Annotated in this window: 18 protein-coding genes; 14 read left to right on the forward strand and 4 right to left on the reverse strand. The window is 58.1% G+C overall.

Going from position 1 to position 16,105, the window contains the following annotated elements; genetic code table 11:
• Window positions 1-52 precede the first annotated feature (52 nt).
• Both AB5Y82_RS13045 and AB5Y82_RS13050 read right to left on the reverse strand, forming a co-directional pair.
• Entirely contained in the window at window positions 53-511 is a 459-nt protein-coding gene (locus AB5Y82_RS13045; RefSeq protein ID WP_005360536.1) for a GAF domain-containing protein, read from the reverse strand.
• A gap of 93 nt (window positions 512-604) precedes the next feature.
• Complete coding sequence (locus AB5Y82_RS13050) at window positions 605-1,066, reverse strand: hypothetical protein (RefSeq protein ID WP_139477031.1); 462 nt, start codon at window positions 1,064-1,066, stop codon at window positions 605-607.
• 281 nt (window positions 1,067-1,347) lie between these two features.
• On the opposite strand from AB5Y82_RS13050, the gene ccoN reads away from it, so the two are divergent.
• The 11 genes from ccoN to ttcA all read left to right on the forward strand — a co-directional run bounded on the left by ccoN (window position 1,348) and on the right by ttcA (window position 11,591).
• Window positions 1,348-2,772 carry a cytochrome-c oxidase, cbb3-type subunit I gene (gene ccoN / locus AB5Y82_RS13055; RefSeq protein WP_005336616.1) on the forward strand — a complete coding sequence of 475 codons (1,425 nt, stop codon included), beginning with the start codon at window positions 1,348-1,350 and terminating at the stop codon, window positions 2,770-2,772.
• A gap of 16 nt (window positions 2,773-2,788) precedes the next feature.
• On the forward strand, window positions 2,789-3,403 hold the full coding sequence (gene ccoO / locus AB5Y82_RS13060; protein WP_021230095.1) for a cytochrome-c oxidase, cbb3-type subunit II: 615 nt from the start codon (window positions 2,789-2,791) through the stop codon (window positions 3,401-3,403).
• A gap of 10 nt (window positions 3,404-3,413) precedes the next feature.
• Entirely contained in the window at window positions 3,414-3,593 is a 180-nt protein-coding gene (locus AB5Y82_RS13065) for a CcoQ/FixQ family Cbb3-type cytochrome c oxidase assembly chaperone (protein WP_005336620.1), read from the forward strand.
• The gene (gene ccoP / locus AB5Y82_RS13070; protein ID WP_111901090.1) at window positions 3,593-4,576 is read left to right on the forward strand and encodes a cytochrome-c oxidase, cbb3-type subunit III; all 984 of its coding nucleotides are present in this window, start codon (window positions 3,593-3,595) and stop codon (window positions 4,574-4,576) included. Before AB5Y82_RS13065 ends, ccoP begins: the two co-directional genes overlap by 1 nt.
• A gap of 140 nt (window positions 4,577-4,716) precedes the next feature.
• Window positions 4,717-5,217, forward strand: a complete 501-nt coding sequence (locus AB5Y82_RS13075) for a FixH family protein (protein ID WP_005345427.1) — start codon at window positions 4,717-4,719, stop codon at window positions 5,215-5,217.
• Between the two features lie 86 nt (window positions 5,218-5,303).
• Window positions 5,304-7,688 (forward strand): heavy metal translocating P-type ATPase, encoded by a 2,385-nt coding sequence (locus AB5Y82_RS13080; RefSeq protein WP_111901089.1) that lies wholly within the window; start codon window positions 5,304-5,306, stop codon window positions 7,686-7,688.
• 138 nt (window positions 7,689-7,826) lie between these two features.
• On the forward strand, window positions 7,827-8,015 hold the full coding sequence (ccoS, locus tag AB5Y82_RS13085) for a cbb3-type cytochrome oxidase assembly protein CcoS (protein WP_033138318.1): 189 nt from the start codon (window positions 7,827-7,829) through the stop codon (window positions 8,013-8,015).
• On the forward strand, window positions 7,999-8,685 hold the full coding sequence (locus AB5Y82_RS13090) for a sulfite exporter TauE/SafE family protein (RefSeq protein ID WP_058057692.1): 687 nt from the start codon (window positions 7,999-8,001) through the stop codon (window positions 8,683-8,685). Before ccoS ends, AB5Y82_RS13090 begins: the two co-directional genes overlap by 17 nt.
• A gap of 68 nt (window positions 8,686-8,753) precedes the next feature.
• Entirely contained in the window at window positions 8,754-9,509 is a 756-nt protein-coding gene (locus AB5Y82_RS13095; protein WP_005351934.1) for an FNR family transcription factor, read from the forward strand.
• A 151-nt stretch (window positions 9,510-9,660) separates the two neighbouring features.
• Window positions 9,661-10,608: a universal stress protein UspE gene (gene uspE, locus AB5Y82_RS13100; RefSeq protein ID WP_005345417.1), complete on the forward strand. Its 948-nt coding sequence runs from the start codon at window positions 9,661-9,663 to the stop codon at window positions 10,606-10,608.
• 74 nt (window positions 10,609-10,682) lie between these two features.
• The gene (ttcA, locus tag AB5Y82_RS13105) at window positions 10,683-11,591 is read left to right on the forward strand and encodes a tRNA 2-thiocytidine(32) synthetase TtcA (RefSeq protein WP_005336634.1); all 909 of its coding nucleotides are present in this window, start codon (window positions 10,683-10,685) and stop codon (window positions 11,589-11,591) included.
• A 103-nt stretch (window positions 11,592-11,694) separates the two neighbouring features.
• Here the strand turns inward: ttcA and AB5Y82_RS13110 are convergent, their stop codons facing one another.
• Together AB5Y82_RS13110 and AB5Y82_RS13115 are read right to left on the reverse strand one after the other, a co-directional pair.
• Entirely contained in the window at window positions 11,695-12,381 is a 687-nt protein-coding gene (locus tag AB5Y82_RS13110; protein WP_368174065.1) for a DUF2987 domain-containing protein, read from the reverse strand.
• Window positions 12,382-12,397: 16 nt separating this feature from the next.
• On the reverse strand, window positions 12,398-13,135 hold the full coding sequence (locus AB5Y82_RS13115; RefSeq protein WP_005351939.1) for a hypothetical protein: 738 nt from the start codon (window positions 13,133-13,135) through the stop codon (window positions 12,398-12,400).
• A gap of 201 nt (window positions 13,136-13,336) precedes the next feature.
• On the opposite strand from AB5Y82_RS13115, the gene potA reads away from it, so the two are divergent.
• From potA to potC, 3 genes are read left to right on the forward strand one after another with little or no spacing between them, the layout of a single operon-like run.
• Window positions 13,337-14,440, forward strand: a complete 1,104-nt coding sequence (gene potA / locus AB5Y82_RS13120) for a spermidine/putrescine ABC transporter ATP-binding protein PotA (protein WP_005351940.1) — start codon at window positions 13,337-13,339, stop codon at window positions 14,438-14,440.
• On the forward strand, window positions 14,427-15,314 hold the full coding sequence (potB, locus tag AB5Y82_RS13125; RefSeq protein ID WP_019446371.1) for a spermidine/putrescine ABC transporter permease PotB: 888 nt from the start codon (window positions 14,427-14,429) through the stop codon (window positions 15,312-15,314). The genes potA and potB overlap by 14 nt, the downstream gene beginning before the upstream one ends.
• A complete protein-coding gene (gene potC, locus AB5Y82_RS13130; protein WP_204477058.1) occupies window positions 15,311-16,081 on the forward strand; it encodes a spermidine/putrescine ABC transporter permease PotC in 771 nt (256 codons plus the stop codon). Before potB ends, potC begins: the two co-directional genes overlap by 4 nt.
• Window positions 16,082-16,105 lie beyond the last annotated feature (24 nt).

Here is a 16,105-nt window from a genome sequence, read left to right on the forward strand (position 1 = left end):
AAGGCCCCATTATAGAGAGCTTGGGGCCTTTTGCGAACCATCTAGCAATGACTTAGAGCATGCTTTCCAAAATTTGCACCGTTTCTTCGAGGCCAATCCGGTCTTGCTGGTCGAAACGGTTAAAAATCGGACTGTCGATATCGAGCACCCCGATGATCTCGCCACCACGGCGAACCGGGATCACGATTTCCGAGTTGCTCGCGCCATCGCAAGCGATGTGACCGTCGAACTGGTGGACATCGTCAATGAGCTGGGTTCTCCCCTCTGCCACTGCCGTACCACACACCCCACGGCCGACCGGGATCCGCACGCAGGCCGGTTTGCCCTGAAATGGCCCCAATACAAGGGTCTCGCCCTGCAACAGATAAAAACCGACCCAGTTGATCTCCGCCAGCTCCTGATTCAGCAGCGCGGAGAGGTTGGCCAGATTGGCAATCAGATCGGTTTCCCCCTCCAGCAGCGCCTTGGCCTGCTGGTTGAGGGTGCGATAAAACGGTTGTTTTTCAATCATGATTAAATGAACTTCACTCCCTGATGGTTTGGGGAAGGTAACGCCTGGCCGGGAAATTTCAAATATTTTTTCCACTCCCCACCTCTTGCGCCGTTATTCCCGGGCAACGGAAAGCGCCAATTGCTGGCGTTGACCATTACTCCACTCGATATTTAACAACCAGATCATGACGGGTGATGTACAGCTCCCCACCTGGGTTACCCCCTGCCACTGTCCGTCTATTTGCTCAAAACTCACCGGGATGGTGCCCATAAACATATCTTTGCCTTCGAGTGTCGCTTTCACCGGCTTGATGGCCGGATCGCCGCCGGTAATAGCGATGGCAAAGTCATGTTCAGCACGCAGCGGTAACTCCTTGATGGCGATCGTCAGCGGCTTGTCACCAATCAGCGCGCTGCAAGGGGTGTGGGAAAGATCACAAATCTGATCTTTTTTCTGGTCAGCAGAGACGCTGTTATCGGCCGAAAACCAGGTGCGATAGGCCATCAGCGCCAATAACAGCGCCAATACCAGTACGAGGTGCAAAACTTTACGTGCGGTAAGTCTCTCTTTCATCAAAAACAGCCCGATTAAGATGCAATTAAAATAGTTTTTTGTGATCTCGAACAAGGTAAAAAACTGCCATATCGAGACCGGACGGAGCCAAATATATCACTGTTTATACTGTTATTTTACCTGTCAGTTCAGTATCATTCCCATGCAGTTTTCATTTAGCCATCTTTTGCTTTTCCTTTCGTTAACAGATGTTAACAACTGGTCGGCGGTGGCTGATGAAGCCAGTCCGGTTCTCCGGATACAAAACCAAACAACAGCAGCATCGGAAGCGGAATATAACGATGAGCCATACAACTAACCATCCTGAGTACAACTACACCGTTGTTCGCCAGTTTACCGTCATGACGATTGTCTGGGGAATTGTCGGCATGTCGGTTGGCGTACTGATAGCAGCCCAGTTGATCTGGCCTGCCCTCAACTTCGAGACCCCGTGGCTGACTTACAGTCGTCTGCGGCCCCTCCATACCAACGCAGTGATCTTCGCCTTCGGCGTCAGTGCACTGATGGCCACCTCGTTCTACGTGGTGCAGCGCACCTGTCAAACCAGACTGTTTGGTGGCCCGCTGGCAACCTTCGTCTTCTGGGGCTGGCAAGCAATCATCCTCTCTGCCGCCATCTCTCTGCCGCTGGGTTACACCTCCGCCAAAGAGTATGCCGAGCTGGAGTGGCCGATTGATATCGCTATCACTGTGGTATGGGTCGCCTATGCCATCGTCTTCTTCGGCACCCTGATGAAGCGCACCACCTCCCACATCTATGTGGCCAACTGGTTCTTCGGCGCCTTCATCATCACCGTTGCGGTGCTGCACATCGTCAACAACATGGAAGTGCCGCTCTCCGGCATGAAGTCCTACTCCATGTACTCCGGCGCCATGGACGCCATGGTGCAGTGGTGGTATGGCCACAACGCGGTAGGCTTCCTGCTGACCGCCGGCTTCCTGGGGATGATGTACTACTTCGTGCCCAAGCAGGCCGGTCGTCCGGTTTACTCCTATCGCCTCTCCATCGTGCACTTCTGGGCGTTGATCTCCCTCTATATCTGGGCAGGTCCGCATCACCTGCACTACACCGCACTGCCTGACTGGGCCCAGTCACTGGGCATGGTGATGTCCCTGATCCTGTTTGTCCCCTCCTGGGGCGGCATGATCAATGGCATCATGACCCTCTCCGGTGCCTGGCACAAACTGCGTTATGACCCCATCCTGCGCTTCCTGATCGTCTCCCTCTCTTTCTACGGCATGTCGACCTTCGAAGGCCCGATGATGGCAATCAAAACCGTCAACGCCCTCTCCCACTACACCGACTGGACCGTCGGTCACGTGCACTCCGGTGCGCTGGGCTGGGTTGCCATGGTCTCCATCGGTGCTGTCTATCACCTGATCCCGAACCTTTTCGGCCAGGGCCGGATGTACAGCGTCAAGCTGATCAACGTTCACTTCTGGCTGGCGACAGTGGGCACCGTGCTCTACATCGTTGCCATGTGGATTTCCGGCGTGATGCAGGGCCTGATGTGGCGAGCAGTCAACGAAGACGGCACCCTGACCTACAGCTTCGTTGAAGCGCTGCAGGCATCCTATCCCTTCTATTTCGTGCGCTTCCTGGGTGGCTGCTTCTTCGTCACCGGCATGTTGCTGATGGCTTACAACGCCTATCGCACCATCACTGCGCCCAAAGGTTCTCTGGAACCTGTCGCCCAGCCAGCATGATTGAAGAGGTCAACCCATGAGCAACAATAACCGTCACGAAATATTTGAAAAAAGCGTTCCCATGCTGGTGGTCGGCATCATCTTCGCCATCAGTCTGGGGGGCCTGGTTGAAATCACCCCGCTGTTCTTCCAAAAGCAAACCACCGAGCCGGTGGAGGGCCTCAAGCCCTACACCGCTCTGCAGATGGAAGGGCGCGACATCTTCATTCGCGAAGGCTGCACCAACTGCCACAGCCAGATGATCCGTCCGTTCCGTGCCGAAACCGAGCGCTACGGTCACTACTCGGTCGCAGGTGAGAGCGTCTGGGAGCACCCCTTCCTGTGGGGCTCCAAGCGTACTGGTCCGGATCTGGCCCGTGTCGGTGGCCGTTACTCCGACGAGTGGCACAAGGTTCACCTGATCAACCCGCGCGATGTGGTACCGGAATCAAACATGCCCGCCTACCCCTGGCTTGATACCAATGTGCTGACTGGCGAGATGACCGGCAAAAAACTGGCGCTGTTCCGCGATCACTTCGGTGTGCCCTATACCGACGCCGATATTCAGGGTGCGGGCGAAGCCGTCAAGGGCAAAACCGAGCTGGATGCGCTGGTGGCCTATCTGCAATCACTGGGTCATGCCCTGAAATAAGGAGGCGAAAATGGACTACGGCACATTTCGCGGTCTGTATACCTTGCTGTTGATGGCCATCATGATTGGCATCATCGTCTGGGCCTACAGCAAACGCCGCAAGACCTCTTTCGACGAGGCTGCCAATCTGGTTTTTGCCGATGATGAGCAACCCGGTGCTGATAAAAAGAACGCAGGAGCGAAACAATAATGAGCACTCTGTTTAGCATTTTTGTGACTGTCATCAGTTTGGGAACCATCCTCGGCTGCTTCTTGCTGCTGATGTGGTGCCGCAAGGACAAGATGGGTGTTGAAGAAGGCAAATCGATGGGTCACTCCTTCGATGGCATCGAGGAGATCAACAACCCGCTGCCGAAGTGGTGGACATACATGTTCCTCTTCTTCATCGTCACCGGTCTGGTCTATCTGGTCGCCTTCCCGGGGCTTGGCAACTTCAAAGGCCTGCTGGGCTGGCAAAGTTCCAACCAGGACGTGCGCTCGCTGGCCGAGTCCAAGGCTGCAACCGCATCGGCAAAGGCCGAAGGTCGCGCGGTGGAGTATGACCGCGAGGTCGCCAAGGCTGACGAGATCTACGGCGCCAAGTTCCGTGAACTCACCTACGAAGCGGATGGCAAAACCTATCGTGCCATTACCGAGATCGCCAAGGATCCGGAAGCCCTGAAAGTGGGTCAGCGTCTGTTCCTGCAGAACTGCTCCCAGTGCCACGGCTCCGATGCCCGTGGTGGCCGCGGCTTCCCGAACCTGACCGACAGCGAATGGCAATGGGGCGGCCAGCCTGATCAAATCAAGACCACCATCATGGGCGGTCGTCAGGGGATCATGGCTGCCTGGGGTGAAATCCTCGGCAAAGATGGCGTTCAGGAAGTGGCCTCCTATGTGCTGAGCCTCTCCGGTCGCAAGGTCGACCTGGTGGAAGCGAAGAAAGGTGAAGCACGCTTTGCCATCTGCGCTGCCTGCCACGGGGCTGATGCCAAGGGCGGTGTTGCCGTCGGAGCGCCAGATCTGACCAACAACACCTGGCTCTACGGTGGCTCCCGCGAAGTGGTGGTACAAACCATCACCCATGGTCGTCACGGTGTGATGCCAGCCTGGAAAGACATTCTGGGTGAGGACAAGGTTCACCTGCTGGCCTCCTACGTTTACAGCCTGTCTCATCAACAGTCTGCCAAATAAGGTTCGCCCGTAACGTTGTAACATGTGATAAACACGTGATTACACAGCAAAAAGCCTCGACTCCTCGAGGCTTTTTGTTATCTTGTGTTGCGTAAAAACCATCTTCCACGTTAATCATTCGTTTCATGGCAGTAGCAATCATGACCCAACCTCTCTCCAAACCGTGGTATCGCCAATTCTGGCCCTGGTTTATCATCGCCCTCCCCACTGCCGCCGTTGTCGGCAGCATCGCCACCGCCATCATCGCCAGCAAGGATGGGGTCAATCTAGTAGCCGAGGACTATTACAAACAAGGGAAAGAGATCAATCAGGACTTGAGCAAGTTTGACCGCTCCGAAGCGCTCAATATCCGCTTTGGGCTGGAAGTTGACGGCAACGAGCTGACCCTCAAACCTATCAGCGGCGATATTCCTGCCGGGCAAGCTCTCTATCTTTCATTGTTTCACCCGACCTTGGCCGGTCAGGACAGCGAACACATGATCACCGCCGATGCGAGCGGCACCTATCGCCTCCATTTCGACAAGCCGCTGGTCGGCAAGTGGCACATTCGGGTCGATGCCTTCGATCACCAATGGCGATTGCAAGAGACCGTCCAGCTGCCCACCCTGGCCCCTGTCGAACTCGACCCGAAAGGACGCTAAGCCATGACCGGCTGTTCTCACTGTGGCGAGCCGGTGTTCGCCAGCGCCCCTGCTGCTTGCATTCTGCATTCAGGGGGGTATAACGCATGACCCCCTGCTTTCACTGTGGCGAGCCGGTACCCGCCAATAGTGGCTATTCCCTCGAGATAAAGGGGATTGTTCGCCCCATGTGCTGCCCCGGTTGTCAGGCTGTGGCAGAAACCATCATGGAGTGCGGCCTCGCCAGTTACTACGATCACCGCACCGCACCCGGCACCAAGGGGGATCTGGTGCCCGAGGAGCTGGCTGCCCTCATCCACTACGATCTGGCAGAAGTGCAACAGGAGTTTGTCACCGACAACGGTACCCTTCGCGAAATCCAGCTGACAGTTGAAGGGCTCAGCTGCGCCGCCTGTGCCTGGCTTATCGAACGCCACCTGATGACCCTTGGCGGCCTGCGCTACATCAACGTCAACACCACCACACACCGGGCCCGCATCAAGTGGGATCCGAACCAGCTCTCCCTGAGTGACATCCTCAAGGGATTTGCCCAGATCGGCTATCGCGCCTATCCGTTCCAGACCCATCAACAGGAGGCGCTCTACGCCAAAGAGGTGCGCAGCTATATGTTCCGGCTGGCACTGGCAGGGCTTGGCTCGATGCAGGTGATGATGTGCGCCGTGGCTCTCTACATGGATCTCTTCATCAGCGTTGAAGATGAGTTCATGGTCTACTTCAAGTGGATAAGCCTGCTGCTCTCCACCCCCATCATGATCTACTCGGCCCAGCCCTTTTACGTGGGGGCCTGGCGCAGCCTGAAGCAGGGTCACCTGTCGATGGATGTGTCGGTGTCGCTGGCGCTGATCGGGGCTTTTATCGCCTCCATGTGGGCCACCGTGTTCAATACCGGTGAGGTCTATTACGACTCCATCACCATGTTCGTCTTCTTCCTGCTGCTGGGACGCTTTCTCGAGTTGCGGGCCCGGCGCAAGGCGTCGGAGTCGAGTTCCAACCTGGCCAGACTGGTGCCCATCATGGCGACCCGCATCGATGATGAAGGGGAACATGAGGTAGCGGCCAAGACCTTGCAGGTCGGCGATCGGGTACGTGTGCTGGCTGGCGCCACCTTGCCGGCGGACGGCATCATTGTCGAAGGACAAGCCAGCCTCAACGAATCCATGCTGACCGGTGAACAGCTGCCCCTGCTCAAACAGCGCGGTGATCAGGTCTATGCCGGCACCATCAACACGGATGCGCCGCTGCAGATCCGGGTCAGCCACCGCATCGAAGAGTCGCGGATCGCCCAGATCATGCGGCTGCAGGATCACGCCCTCGATGACAAACCAGCCATCGCCCAGATGGCGGATCAGCTGTCGCGCCACTTTATTCTGGTGCTGCTGATCATTGCCGCCGCGGTCTGGACCTTCTGGCACTTCCATCAACCGGATCAGGCGTTCTGGGTCACTCTCGCCGTGCTGGTCGCAACCTGCCCCTGTGCCCTGTCGCTGGCCACCCCGACGGCACTGACCTCGGCCACCGCCAATCTGACCCGCAACGGCATTCTGCTGCGCCGTGGTCATGTGCTGGACGTGCTGACCAAGGCCAACCGGATCGTGATGGACAAGACCGGCACCCTGACCACAGGGGAGATCAGTCTGACAGGCACCACCACCTTGGCAGAGATGGACGAGACGCACTGCCTCGCCATCGCCCGGGCCATGGAGGCGCAATCCGAACACCCCATAGCTCGCGCCTTCCGGCTGCCCACCGACAGCATCGCCGTGTTGCCATCCGCCCGCGAGATCACCCCGGTCATCGGTCACGGCATCACAGCGCTGGTGGATGGCGTACGCTACCGCATCGGCAGTGCCCGCTGGCTTGGGCTGGATCCGGCGCAAGAGCATGGCCGCGGTCTGGCTATCTATCTGGCCGACGAGCAGCAGGTATTGGCCCGCTTCAATCTGGAAGATACCCTGCGCCCCGATGCCAGGGCGCTGATCGCGGCATTCAAGGCAGCTGGTCTGCAAACTACCGTGCTGACTGGTGACAGCTCTCTGCAAGCAGAAGAGATTGCCCGCGAGCTGGGAGTGGATGAGCTGGTCAAGGGGGTCTCACCCGATGGCAAGCTGGCCTACCTCAAGGCCCGGGAAGCCCAAGGGGATATCAGCATCATGGTGGGCGATGGCATCAACGACGCGCCGGTACTGGCTGGCGCTCACGCCTCGTTTGCCATGGCTGGTGGCACCGATCTGGCGAAAAACAGCGCCGATGCCATCCTGCTGGCCGATGACCTGAGCCGACTGCTCGAGGCCAGAGTGCTGGCAATGCGTACCCGCAAGATCATCATCGAGAACTTCGCCTGGTCCATCGGTTACAACCTGCTGGTGTTACCGCTCGCGGCCTGCGGCTGGCTGCCCCCCTATCTGGCGGCGGCGGGCATGTCGCTAAGTTCACTCATCGTAGTAACCAACTCCATGCGCCTCAACCGATGAGACCGGTGGCGGAAAATAGCTGAAAATGTGGCCTGCCTCCGATGCTGGCCACATTTCTAATTGATAGCGGCTGGCCCTCTGCCCGAACAGGGTTACCATAGGGGACGCTTGCCAAGGATGAACGCCAAGGTACCTCTCATGAATATAATTTTTGTCCTGATCCCCATCGCTATCCTGTTTGTGATCATCGCTGGGGTCGTCTTCTTCTGGGCCATTCGCTCCGAACAGTTTGAAGATCTCGACCGGCAGGGTTCCAACATCCTGTTTGACGAAGAGCAACCCACCCACAAACCCGCAAAGCCTGCTGACAATGACCCACAACCTTGACCTGGCCGGCGCCCTGCTGGTCGGACTGGCAGGCTCCGCCCACTGCATCGGCATGTGCGGGGGTGTCTCTGCCGCGCTCTCCATGGCGATCCCCGCCAACAAACAGCATTTTTGGGGGCGACTCGCCTATCTGCTCAACTACAACCTCGGCCGGATCCTGAGCTATGTCATTGCAGGTGCCCTGGTGGGCGGCCTGCTCGCCACCACCAGCGAGCTGGGGGCTGGCAAACACGCCATCGCCGGATTGCGCTTGGTGGCTGCGCTATTGATGATTGCGCTTGGCCTTTATCTGGCGGGCTGGTGGCAAGGGATCTTGCTGCTGGAGCGGCTCGGCGCCAGACTTTGGCCCCGAATCAAACCGCTGGCGGGCAAGTTTCTCCCCTTCACCTCACCGCTGCAGGCATTGCCCTTTGGCATGGTGTGGGGCTGGCTGCCCTGCGGGCTGGTCTACTCCATGTTGACCTGGAGCGCGGCGGCCGGTTCGGCCAGTGGCGGTGCGCTCATCATGCTCTTTTTTGGTCTCGGCACCCTGCCCACCTTGTTCGCGTTGGGCGGGCTTGCCGACCGCCTGAGATACTGGCTCACCCTGCGCAGTTTGCGCCTTGGCGGGGCCCTGCTGCTCATTTTGTTCGGGGTACATACCTTCTGGATTGGCATTGCTTCCTTTTGAAACCCTATCCAAAACGGATGAGTTGATGGTAAACTTGTTTGATATAAATCAATTATTCGTATGAGCCTATGATCCCGGAAAAGAAACCTGGCAGACGTATCCAGAGCGGTGGCTGTGCAATTCATTGCCAGGATTGCAGCATCAGTCAGCTCTGTATTCCCTTCACTCTGAACGACAACGAGCTTGATCAGCTGGACAGCATCATCGAGCGCAAGAAGCCGATCCAGAAGGGTGAAGAGCTGTTCAAGGCTGGCGATGAGTTCAAATCGCTCTATGCCATCCGTTCCGGGACCATCAAGTCTTACACCATCACCGAGCAAGGGGATGAGCAGATCACTGCGTTCCACCTCGCTGGCGATCTGGTCGGTTTTGATGCCATCAACAAGCAGGCCCACCCCTCCTTCGCCCAGGCGCTGGAAACGGCCATGGTGTGCGAGATCCCCTTTGAAGTGCTGGACGATCTCTCCGGCAAGATGCCCAAACTGCGCCAGCAGATCATGCGTCTGATGAGCAGCGAAATCATGGGCGATCAGGAGATGATCCTGCTGCTCTCCAAGAAAAATGCTGAAGAGCGCCTCGCCGCCTTCCTGCACAATCTGTCGGTACGCTTCTCCGAGCGCGGTTTCTCCGCCAAGGAGTTCCGTCTCTCCATGACCCGTGGTGACATTGGCAACTATCTGGGTCTGACCGTCGAGACCATCAGTCGTCTGCTCGGCCGTTTCCAGAAGTCCGGTCTCATCAGCGTTAAAGGCAAATACATTACCGTGCTGGATCAGGTCGCCCTTGGCATGATGGCCGGAGCTACTCGCCCGCCCTGCGGCTGATTTTTTCGCTTACCCTCTCGCTTTTCTCCTGCTTTCCCTGCCGGATCCTTTCCTCTGGAATGTGATCCGGTACGTTCCCCATACCCTCCTCCTGCGCTAAGCTGTAATGGCTAAGATTCTGCTGTCATTGGACTTTTCCAAGGAGGAGAAGATGGTCAAATATCAGAATATTCTGGTGGTTATCAATCCAGAAGAGGAGCGTCAAATCGCCCTCGAACGGGCAGTCAAAGTCGCCGAGCTGGACGAAAACGCCCATCTGACCCTGCTGCTCACCATCTATGACTTCTCGTATGAAATGACTGCCATGCTCTCGGTGGACGAGCGGCAAGAGATGCGTGATGGCGTCATTTCACAGCGACGTGAGTGGCTGGACGAGATCCTGACCCCCTATCGGGCACAGGGGATAGAGTGCGAAGTGAAAGTGGTCTGGCACAATCGTCCCTTCGAGTGCGTGATCCAGGAGGTGCTGGAGCAGCGACACGATCTGGTGGTCAAAGCCACTCACCATCACAGCTTCCTGCAAACCTTCATCTTTACCCCCACCGACTGGCACCTGCTGCGCAAATGCCCCTGTCCGGTGCTGCTAGTCAAAGAGGGTCACTGGCAACGGGGCGGCAACATCATCGCCGCCATCAACTGCTCAAGCGACGATCCGGATCAGAAACTGCTCAACGAACGGATCACCCAGGAGGGGAGCGACATCGCCGAGCTGCTGGGCTCCAACCTTTATCTGGTCAACACCTACCCGGGCACCCCGGTCAACGTGGCCATCGAGCTGCCGGAGTTTGATCCCAACGCCTACAACGAGGCGATCCGCAAACACCACGAAAGCCTGCTGCTAAGCCATGCCGACAAGTTCGGGATCGGTCATCTCTGGACCCGGGTAGCTGAAGGACTACCGGAAGAGGTGTTGCCGGATATGGCCGAAGAGCTCAAGGCGACCCTGATGATCATGGGCTGTGTCGGCCGTACCGGGCTTTCTGCTGCTCTGCTCGGCAATACCGCCGAACATGTGATTGACCGCCTCTCCTGCGACATCCTGATCCTCAAACCGGCGGACTACAGCTGTCCGGTCGACAGTCGTCGCAATCAATCATAAGGTGCCTGGCACCTTGCCCTCCCCCGGGACATGGCTATAATAACGCGCTTATTTGTGTCCCGGGTTTTACGAGCATGCTAGAAGAGCTGAACGCCAAAGAAAAATACAGTTTTAACAAACTGCAGAAGCGCCTGCGGCGCAACGTGGGTCAGGCCATTGCCGACTTCAACATGATTGAAGAGGGCGACAAGGTCATGGTCTGCCTCTCCGGCGGCAAGGACAGCTTCGGTATGCTCGACATACTGATGAGCCTCAAAGCCAGTGCCCCCATCCATTTCGATCTGGTTGCCGTCAACCTGGATCAGAAGCAGCCCGGTTTCCCCGAGCATGTGCTGCCCGAGTATCTGGATTCCCTCGGCATCGAGTACAAGATTGTTGAAGAGGATACCTACTCCATCGTCAAGGAGAAGGTACCGGAAGGCAAAACTACCTGCTCTCTTTGCTCACGGCTGCGCCGCGGTATTCTCTACCGCACCGCCCAAGAGCTGGGTTGCACCAAGATTGCCCTTGGCCACCACCGCGACGACATCCTCGAGACCCTGTTCCTCAACATGTTCTACGGTGGCAAGCTCAAGTCCATGCCGCCCAAGCTGGTGAGCGACGATGGCAAGAACGTGGTGATCCGCCCGCTGGCCTACTGCAAAGAGAAGGATCTGATCCGCTACGCCGACGTCAAAGCCTTCCCCATCATTCCATGCAACCTGTGCGGCTCGCAGGAGAACCTGCAGCGTCAGGCCATCAAACAGATGATGCAGGATTGGGATCGCCGCTTCCCCGGTCGTATCGAAACCATGTTCACCGCCATTCAGGACGTGATCCCGAGCCACCTGCTCGACCACAAGCTGTTTGACTTCAAGAGCATCAACCGCGACTCCGGCATCATCGATGGCGGCGACAAGGCCTTTGATCCGCCCGAGATGCCAAAGGCGCCGCTGCTGGATATCGACGAGATGGACATGCTGGATGTGATTGAAGTGCGCTAAGCCGCGCTCACAGGGCAAACGCCACACAATAAAAAAGGAGCGAACATCGCTCCTTTTTTGCTTTCTTGACCTGCCTGTTACCAACGTGACAACACCATCGGCATCAGTCCTTGTGCAGCCAGGGGGTCAGTCGCAGCACGTCACCCTGCAGGCGCAGTTGCCCGGCAGCGAACGCGGCCAGTTGCTCATTGCTTAGCAGCAGGTGGCCTTCCTGCCAGGGCAGCGCTTCCTGACGGGCGCCATCAATCAGATAAGCAGTGCCGCTCTGCTGCACCAGGGTAATGCGTACCCCTTCCATCTTCGGCAGGAAGTGCTTGCCGACCATGCCCGCCATCTTGTCGAGCAGCGACTGCATCTGCTGCTGACGGGCCGCCAGCTCGGCCAGCGGCAGCTCGGGCCCGTTCGGTGCGTCAGCCATCACCTGTACCGTCATATCGCATGTAGCGTGCTCTTCTTTCAGGCCGACGGTCACGATCCCCTTGTCGAGGTTGAGATCCTCATCAAAAGGCAGGCGCAGTTCGCTATCGATTGTTACCTCGCCCGCAACCTCCTTGCTGTCGGTTGCAACCCGGGCAAAGGTGAGGCCACAGCGCTGACCATTTTGCGGATCGGTCAGATAAAACCCCAGTCTGGCGTGACCAAACTCCCCTTTGGCAAAGGTCTTCATCTGGCTGTAGAAGGTGCTGTATTGCAGATCCAGCACCGGCTCAGCCAGCGCCAGCCCTGGCAGCAAGAGCGTGGCCAGCAGGCTCTGGCGCACAGCCTTGGTCACTCCATATCGACGGGTCATTCAACGTCCTTTTGCATCATGCATTGAAATGGTTGGGGCCTTCTGTCACCTCGTTAACCTCTACCCCCACCCCGCAGAGATCCCGATAGAGGATCCCCTTGCAGTTGAAATAGAGCGGTGCCACCCAGATAAGCCCCAACCCCATGGGGATCAGAGCCAGGAAGAAGAGCGCGGTCATCACGCCGTGGAACAGCACAATGCTGGGCCAGCCGCGCGCAAAGAGCTTGAGAGAGACCAGAATGGCCTGGGGCGGAGTCAGGCCGCGCTCCAGCACCAGCGGGACGGTAAAGAGCAGCCCCATACCGATCAGGGCCGAGGGAATGAAAGAGAGTACGGCGGGCAATCCCAGCAGATCGAATAGCGGGCCAAACAGGCTGGTGAGCAGACTGCCAAGCAGGCTCAACATGCCGAGGCGTACAAAGTGGCGGAAGAAGTCGAACACCTGGTTGGCGCGGGCACGCACCCCGACCGACTGCTGCAACCCCAGCATATCGAGGGAGCTGGTCATGGGGGCCATCACCACCGTCATCAGCAGGCTCAGTACCATGGCCACATTCATCTGGCTGTCATCCCCCAGATAGGGCAACAGCAGCACATTGCTAAGCAGGATCCAGATCGCCGTCACCCCGACAATCGCCAGCAGCAGGCCAAATCCGGTACGGCGGGTCTGTTGCCATCCCTCCTGGATGACCCCTTTCAGATCAAGGCGGTAGCCCTGGTTCAGAGACTGCTCAAGGGAGCCGCCAATACGCATTTTATTACTCAATTGACTATCCAATATCGAAAACGACCAAATCAGGTGGCACATTATAGCGATTTGGTCTGCTATTCGTAGCCGTTTTTCCTGCGCACTTGCGGCTAATTCGGGCCAAAAAGCCTTTAATTTCATGTGTCGGCTGCATAGAATGCGGCCCTCTTTCAACACGATGGCCACTGGCTGGGGTGAGACTGGCGGATGATGAACAATCCACAGGTAATTGTCGCGCTGAACAAGATCAGCAAAAAATACGATGGCAAGGTGATCCTGAGTGACCTTGACCTTGAAATCTATGACGGTGAATTTCTTACCCTGCTGGGCCCTTCCGGCTGTGGCAAGACCACCCTGCTGCGCCTGCTGGCCGGGCTCGAATCGGTCGACGGTGGCACCATTCATCTGGCCGGTGACGAGATCACCCATATCCCCGCCGAACACAGGCACATCAACACCGTGTTTCAGAGCTATGCGCTCTTCCCCCATATGACGGTGTTTGAAAACGTCGCCTTTGGCCTCGAGATGCAGAAAGTGCCTGCCAGCGAGATCCGCCAGCGGGTCGAGGAGACCCTCGCCATGGTACAGCTCACCGAGCTGGCCAATCGCCGCCCGGATCAGCTCTCCGGCGGGCAGCAGCAACGGGTCGCCATTGCCCGCGCCGTGGTCAACAAGCCCCGCCTGCTGCTGCTCGACGAATCCCTCTCGGCGCTCGACTACAAGCTGCGCAAGCAGATGCAGAGCGAGCTCAAGGCGCTGCAGCGTCGCCTTGGTATCACCTTTGTCTTCGTTACCCATGATCAGGAAGAGGCACTCACCATGTCTGATCGCATCCTGGTGATGGAAGGCGGCAAGATCATCCAGCGCGGCACCCCGCGCGATATCTACGAATCGCCAGCCAATCTGTTCGTGGCCCGCTTTATCGGCGAGATCAACGTGATGGATGGCAAGCTGATCAGCCAGCGCGAGCCCGGTATCTGGCAGGCGGAGGTAGAGGGGCGCGAATGTCTGCTTCATACCACCTTGCCGTTCCAGCCTGACGACAAGGTGCTGGTACTGCTGCGCCCGGAAGATCTGCGCATTCTCGATCAGGATGACGATCAAAGTGGCGCGCTGCGGGGCAACATCCGCGAGCGCAACTACAAGGGGGCGACGCTGGATTCGGTGATCGAACTCGAAAGCGGCAAACAGCTGCTTATCTCAGAGTTCTTCGACGAGGATGACCCCGACTTTGACTACCGTCTGGGTCAGGAGGTGGCGATCCACTGGGTCGACAGCTGGGAGGTGGTGCTGCCCTATGAGCCTCACTAATCTGCGGGTAGCGCACAGCTTTGCCCACAACGGCTTTCGCAACGGGGCCATCGCGCTGATCCTCGGCTGGCTGACGCTGTTTGTCTTCCTGCCCAACCTGATGATCATCGGTGTCAGCTTCCTCACCCGTGACGAGTCCGAGCTTATCGCACCGCTCTTTACCCTGAGCAACTATGGCCGCCTGCTGGACCCCCTCTATTTCGAGGTGCTGCTCCACTCCCTCTGGCTGGCGCTGCTCGCCACCGCCATCTGCCTGCTGGTGGGCTACCCCTTTGCCTGGCTGCTGGCTCATCTGCCAGCGCGTATCCGCCCGCTGCTGCTGTTTCTGGTGGTGGTGCCGTTCTGGACCAACTCCCTTATTCGCACCTATGCGCTTAAAGTGCTGCTCGGCACCCGGGGGCTGATCAATGGCTGGCTGCTGGATCTGGGGCTTATCGAGCGACCGCTGCAGATGATGTATACCGAGGTAGCCGTCATCATCGGGCTGGTCTACGTACTGCTCCCCTTTATGGTGCTGCCGCTCTACTCCAGCATCGAGAAGCTGGATGGCCGTTTGCTGGAGGCGGCGCGAGATCTTGGCGCCAACGGCTGGCAGCGGCTGGTGCGGATCATCTTGCCCCTCACTCTGCCCGGCATCATCGCCGGTTGTCTGCTGGTGTTCCTGCCCGCCATGGGGATGTTCTATGTCTCAGATCTGCTGGGGGGTGCCAAGCACCTGCTGATCGGCAACCTGATCAAGACCCAGTTCCTCAACAGCCGTGACTGGCCCTTTGGCGCCGCCATCAGCGTGATGTTGACGGTGCTGATGGCGCTGTTGGTCTACTGCTACTGGCGGGCGGGCAAGCTGCTCAGCAAGAAGGGGGAGCTGGCATGATGCGCGCACTGAAGGCTCTGTTCTTGCTGCTGGTGTTTGGCTATCTCTATGTACCCATCGGGGTGCTGATCGCCAACTCCTTCAACCTGTCGAAATATGGCATCGACTGGCGCGGCTTTACCCTGGGCTGGTATGAGAAGCTGTTTGCCAGCGCCAGCCTGATGCAGGCGGCCCAGCACTCCCTGACCATCGCCGCCCTCACCGCCACCGCGGCCACCCTGATCGGCACCCTCACCGCCGTGGCGCTGTTTCGCTACCGCTTTCGCGGCAAACAGTACGTGAGCGGCATGCTGTTCGTGGTGATGATGTCCCCCGATATCGTGATGGCCATCTCCCTGCTGACCCTGTTTGTGGTGACCGGCATTACGCTGGGCTTCTGGTCGCTGCTGATCGCCCACATCACCTTCTGCCTGCCGTTCGTGGTGATCACCGTCTACTCGCGGCTGTGCGGTTTTGATGTGCGGATGCTGGAGGCTGCACGGGATCTAGGGGCTGGCGAGTGGATCATCCTGCGCCGCATCATACTGCCACTGGCACTGCCGGCAGTGATGGCGGGCTGGCTGCTCTCCTTTACCCTGTCGCTGGATGACGTGGTGGTGAGCTCCTTTGTGACCGGCCCGGCCTACGAGATCCTGCCGCTCAAGATCTACTCCATGGTCAAGGTGGGGGTCTCCCCCGAGGTCAACGCCCTGGCCACCCTGATGCTGGTCGCCTCCCTCGGGATGGTGCTGCTGGCGCAACTGTTACTGCGTAAACGGCAGGGTTGACCCTGCCCGTTTCGTCCCCGCCAT

Source organism: Aeromonas sp. s13 (assembly GCF_040907905.1).
GTDB lineage: Bacteria > Pseudomonadota > Gammaproteobacteria > Enterobacterales > Aeromonadaceae > Aeromonas > Aeromonas veronii.

Bases quoted from the DNA above. Each gene is read 5' to 3' on its own strand.
- AB5Y82_RS13045 (WP_005360536.1), bottom strand. From the start codon at position 511: ATGATTGAAAAACAACCGTTTTATCGCACCCTCAACCAGCAGGCCAAG.
- AB5Y82_RS13050 (WP_139477031.1), bottom strand. From the start codon at position 1,066: ATGAAAGAGAGACTTACCGCACGTAAAGTTTTGCACCTCGTACTGGTA.
- ccoN (WP_005336616.1), top strand. From the start codon at position 1,348: ATGAGCCATACAACTAACCATCCTGAGTACAACTACACCGTTGTTCGC.
- ccoO (WP_021230095.1), top strand. From the start codon at position 2,789: ATGAGCAACAATAACCGTCACGAAATATTTGAAAAAAGCGTTCCCATG.
- AB5Y82_RS13065 (WP_005336620.1), top strand. From the start codon at position 3,414: ATGGACTACGGCACATTTCGCGGTCTGTATACCTTGCTGTTGATGGCC.
- ccoP (WP_111901090.1), top strand. From the start codon at position 3,593: ATGAGCACTCTGTTTAGCATTTTTGTGACTGTCATCAGTTTGGGAACC.
- AB5Y82_RS13075 (WP_005345427.1), top strand. From the start codon at position 4,717: ATGACCCAACCTCTCTCCAAACCGTGGTATCGCCAATTCTGGCCCTGG.
- AB5Y82_RS13080 (WP_111901089.1), top strand. From the start codon at position 5,304: ATGACCCCCTGCTTTCACTGTGGCGAGCCGGTACCCGCCAATAGTGGC.
- ccoS (WP_033138318.1), top strand. From the start codon at position 7,827: ATGAATATAATTTTTGTCCTGATCCCCATCGCTATCCTGTTTGTGATC.
- AB5Y82_RS13090 (WP_058057692.1), top strand. From the start codon at position 7,999: ATGACCCACAACCTTGACCTGGCCGGCGCCCTGCTGGTCGGACTGGCA.
- AB5Y82_RS13095 (WP_005351934.1), top strand. From the start codon at position 8,754: ATGATCCCGGAAAAGAAACCTGGCAGACGTATCCAGAGCGGTGGCTGT.
- uspE (WP_005345417.1), top strand. From the start codon at position 9,661: ATGGTCAAATATCAGAATATTCTGGTGGTTATCAATCCAGAAGAGGAG.
- ttcA (WP_005336634.1), top strand. From the start codon at position 10,683: ATGCTAGAAGAGCTGAACGCCAAAGAAAAATACAGTTTTAACAAACTG.
- AB5Y82_RS13110 (WP_368174065.1), bottom strand. From the start codon at position 12,381: ATGACCCGTCGATATGGAGTGACCAAGGCTGTGCGCCAGAGCCTGCTG.
- AB5Y82_RS13115 (WP_005351939.1), bottom strand. From the start codon at position 13,135: ATGCGTATTGGCGGCTCCCTTGAGCAGTCTCTGAACCAGGGCTACCGC.
- potA (WP_005351940.1), top strand. From the start codon at position 13,337: ATGATGAACAATCCACAGGTAATTGTCGCGCTGAACAAGATCAGCAAA.
- potB (WP_019446371.1), top strand. From the start codon at position 14,427: ATGAGCCTCACTAATCTGCGGGTAGCGCACAGCTTTGCCCACAACGGC.
- potC (WP_204477058.1), top strand. From the start codon at position 15,311: ATGATGCGCGCACTGAAGGCTCTGTTCTTGCTGCTGGTGTTTGGCTAT.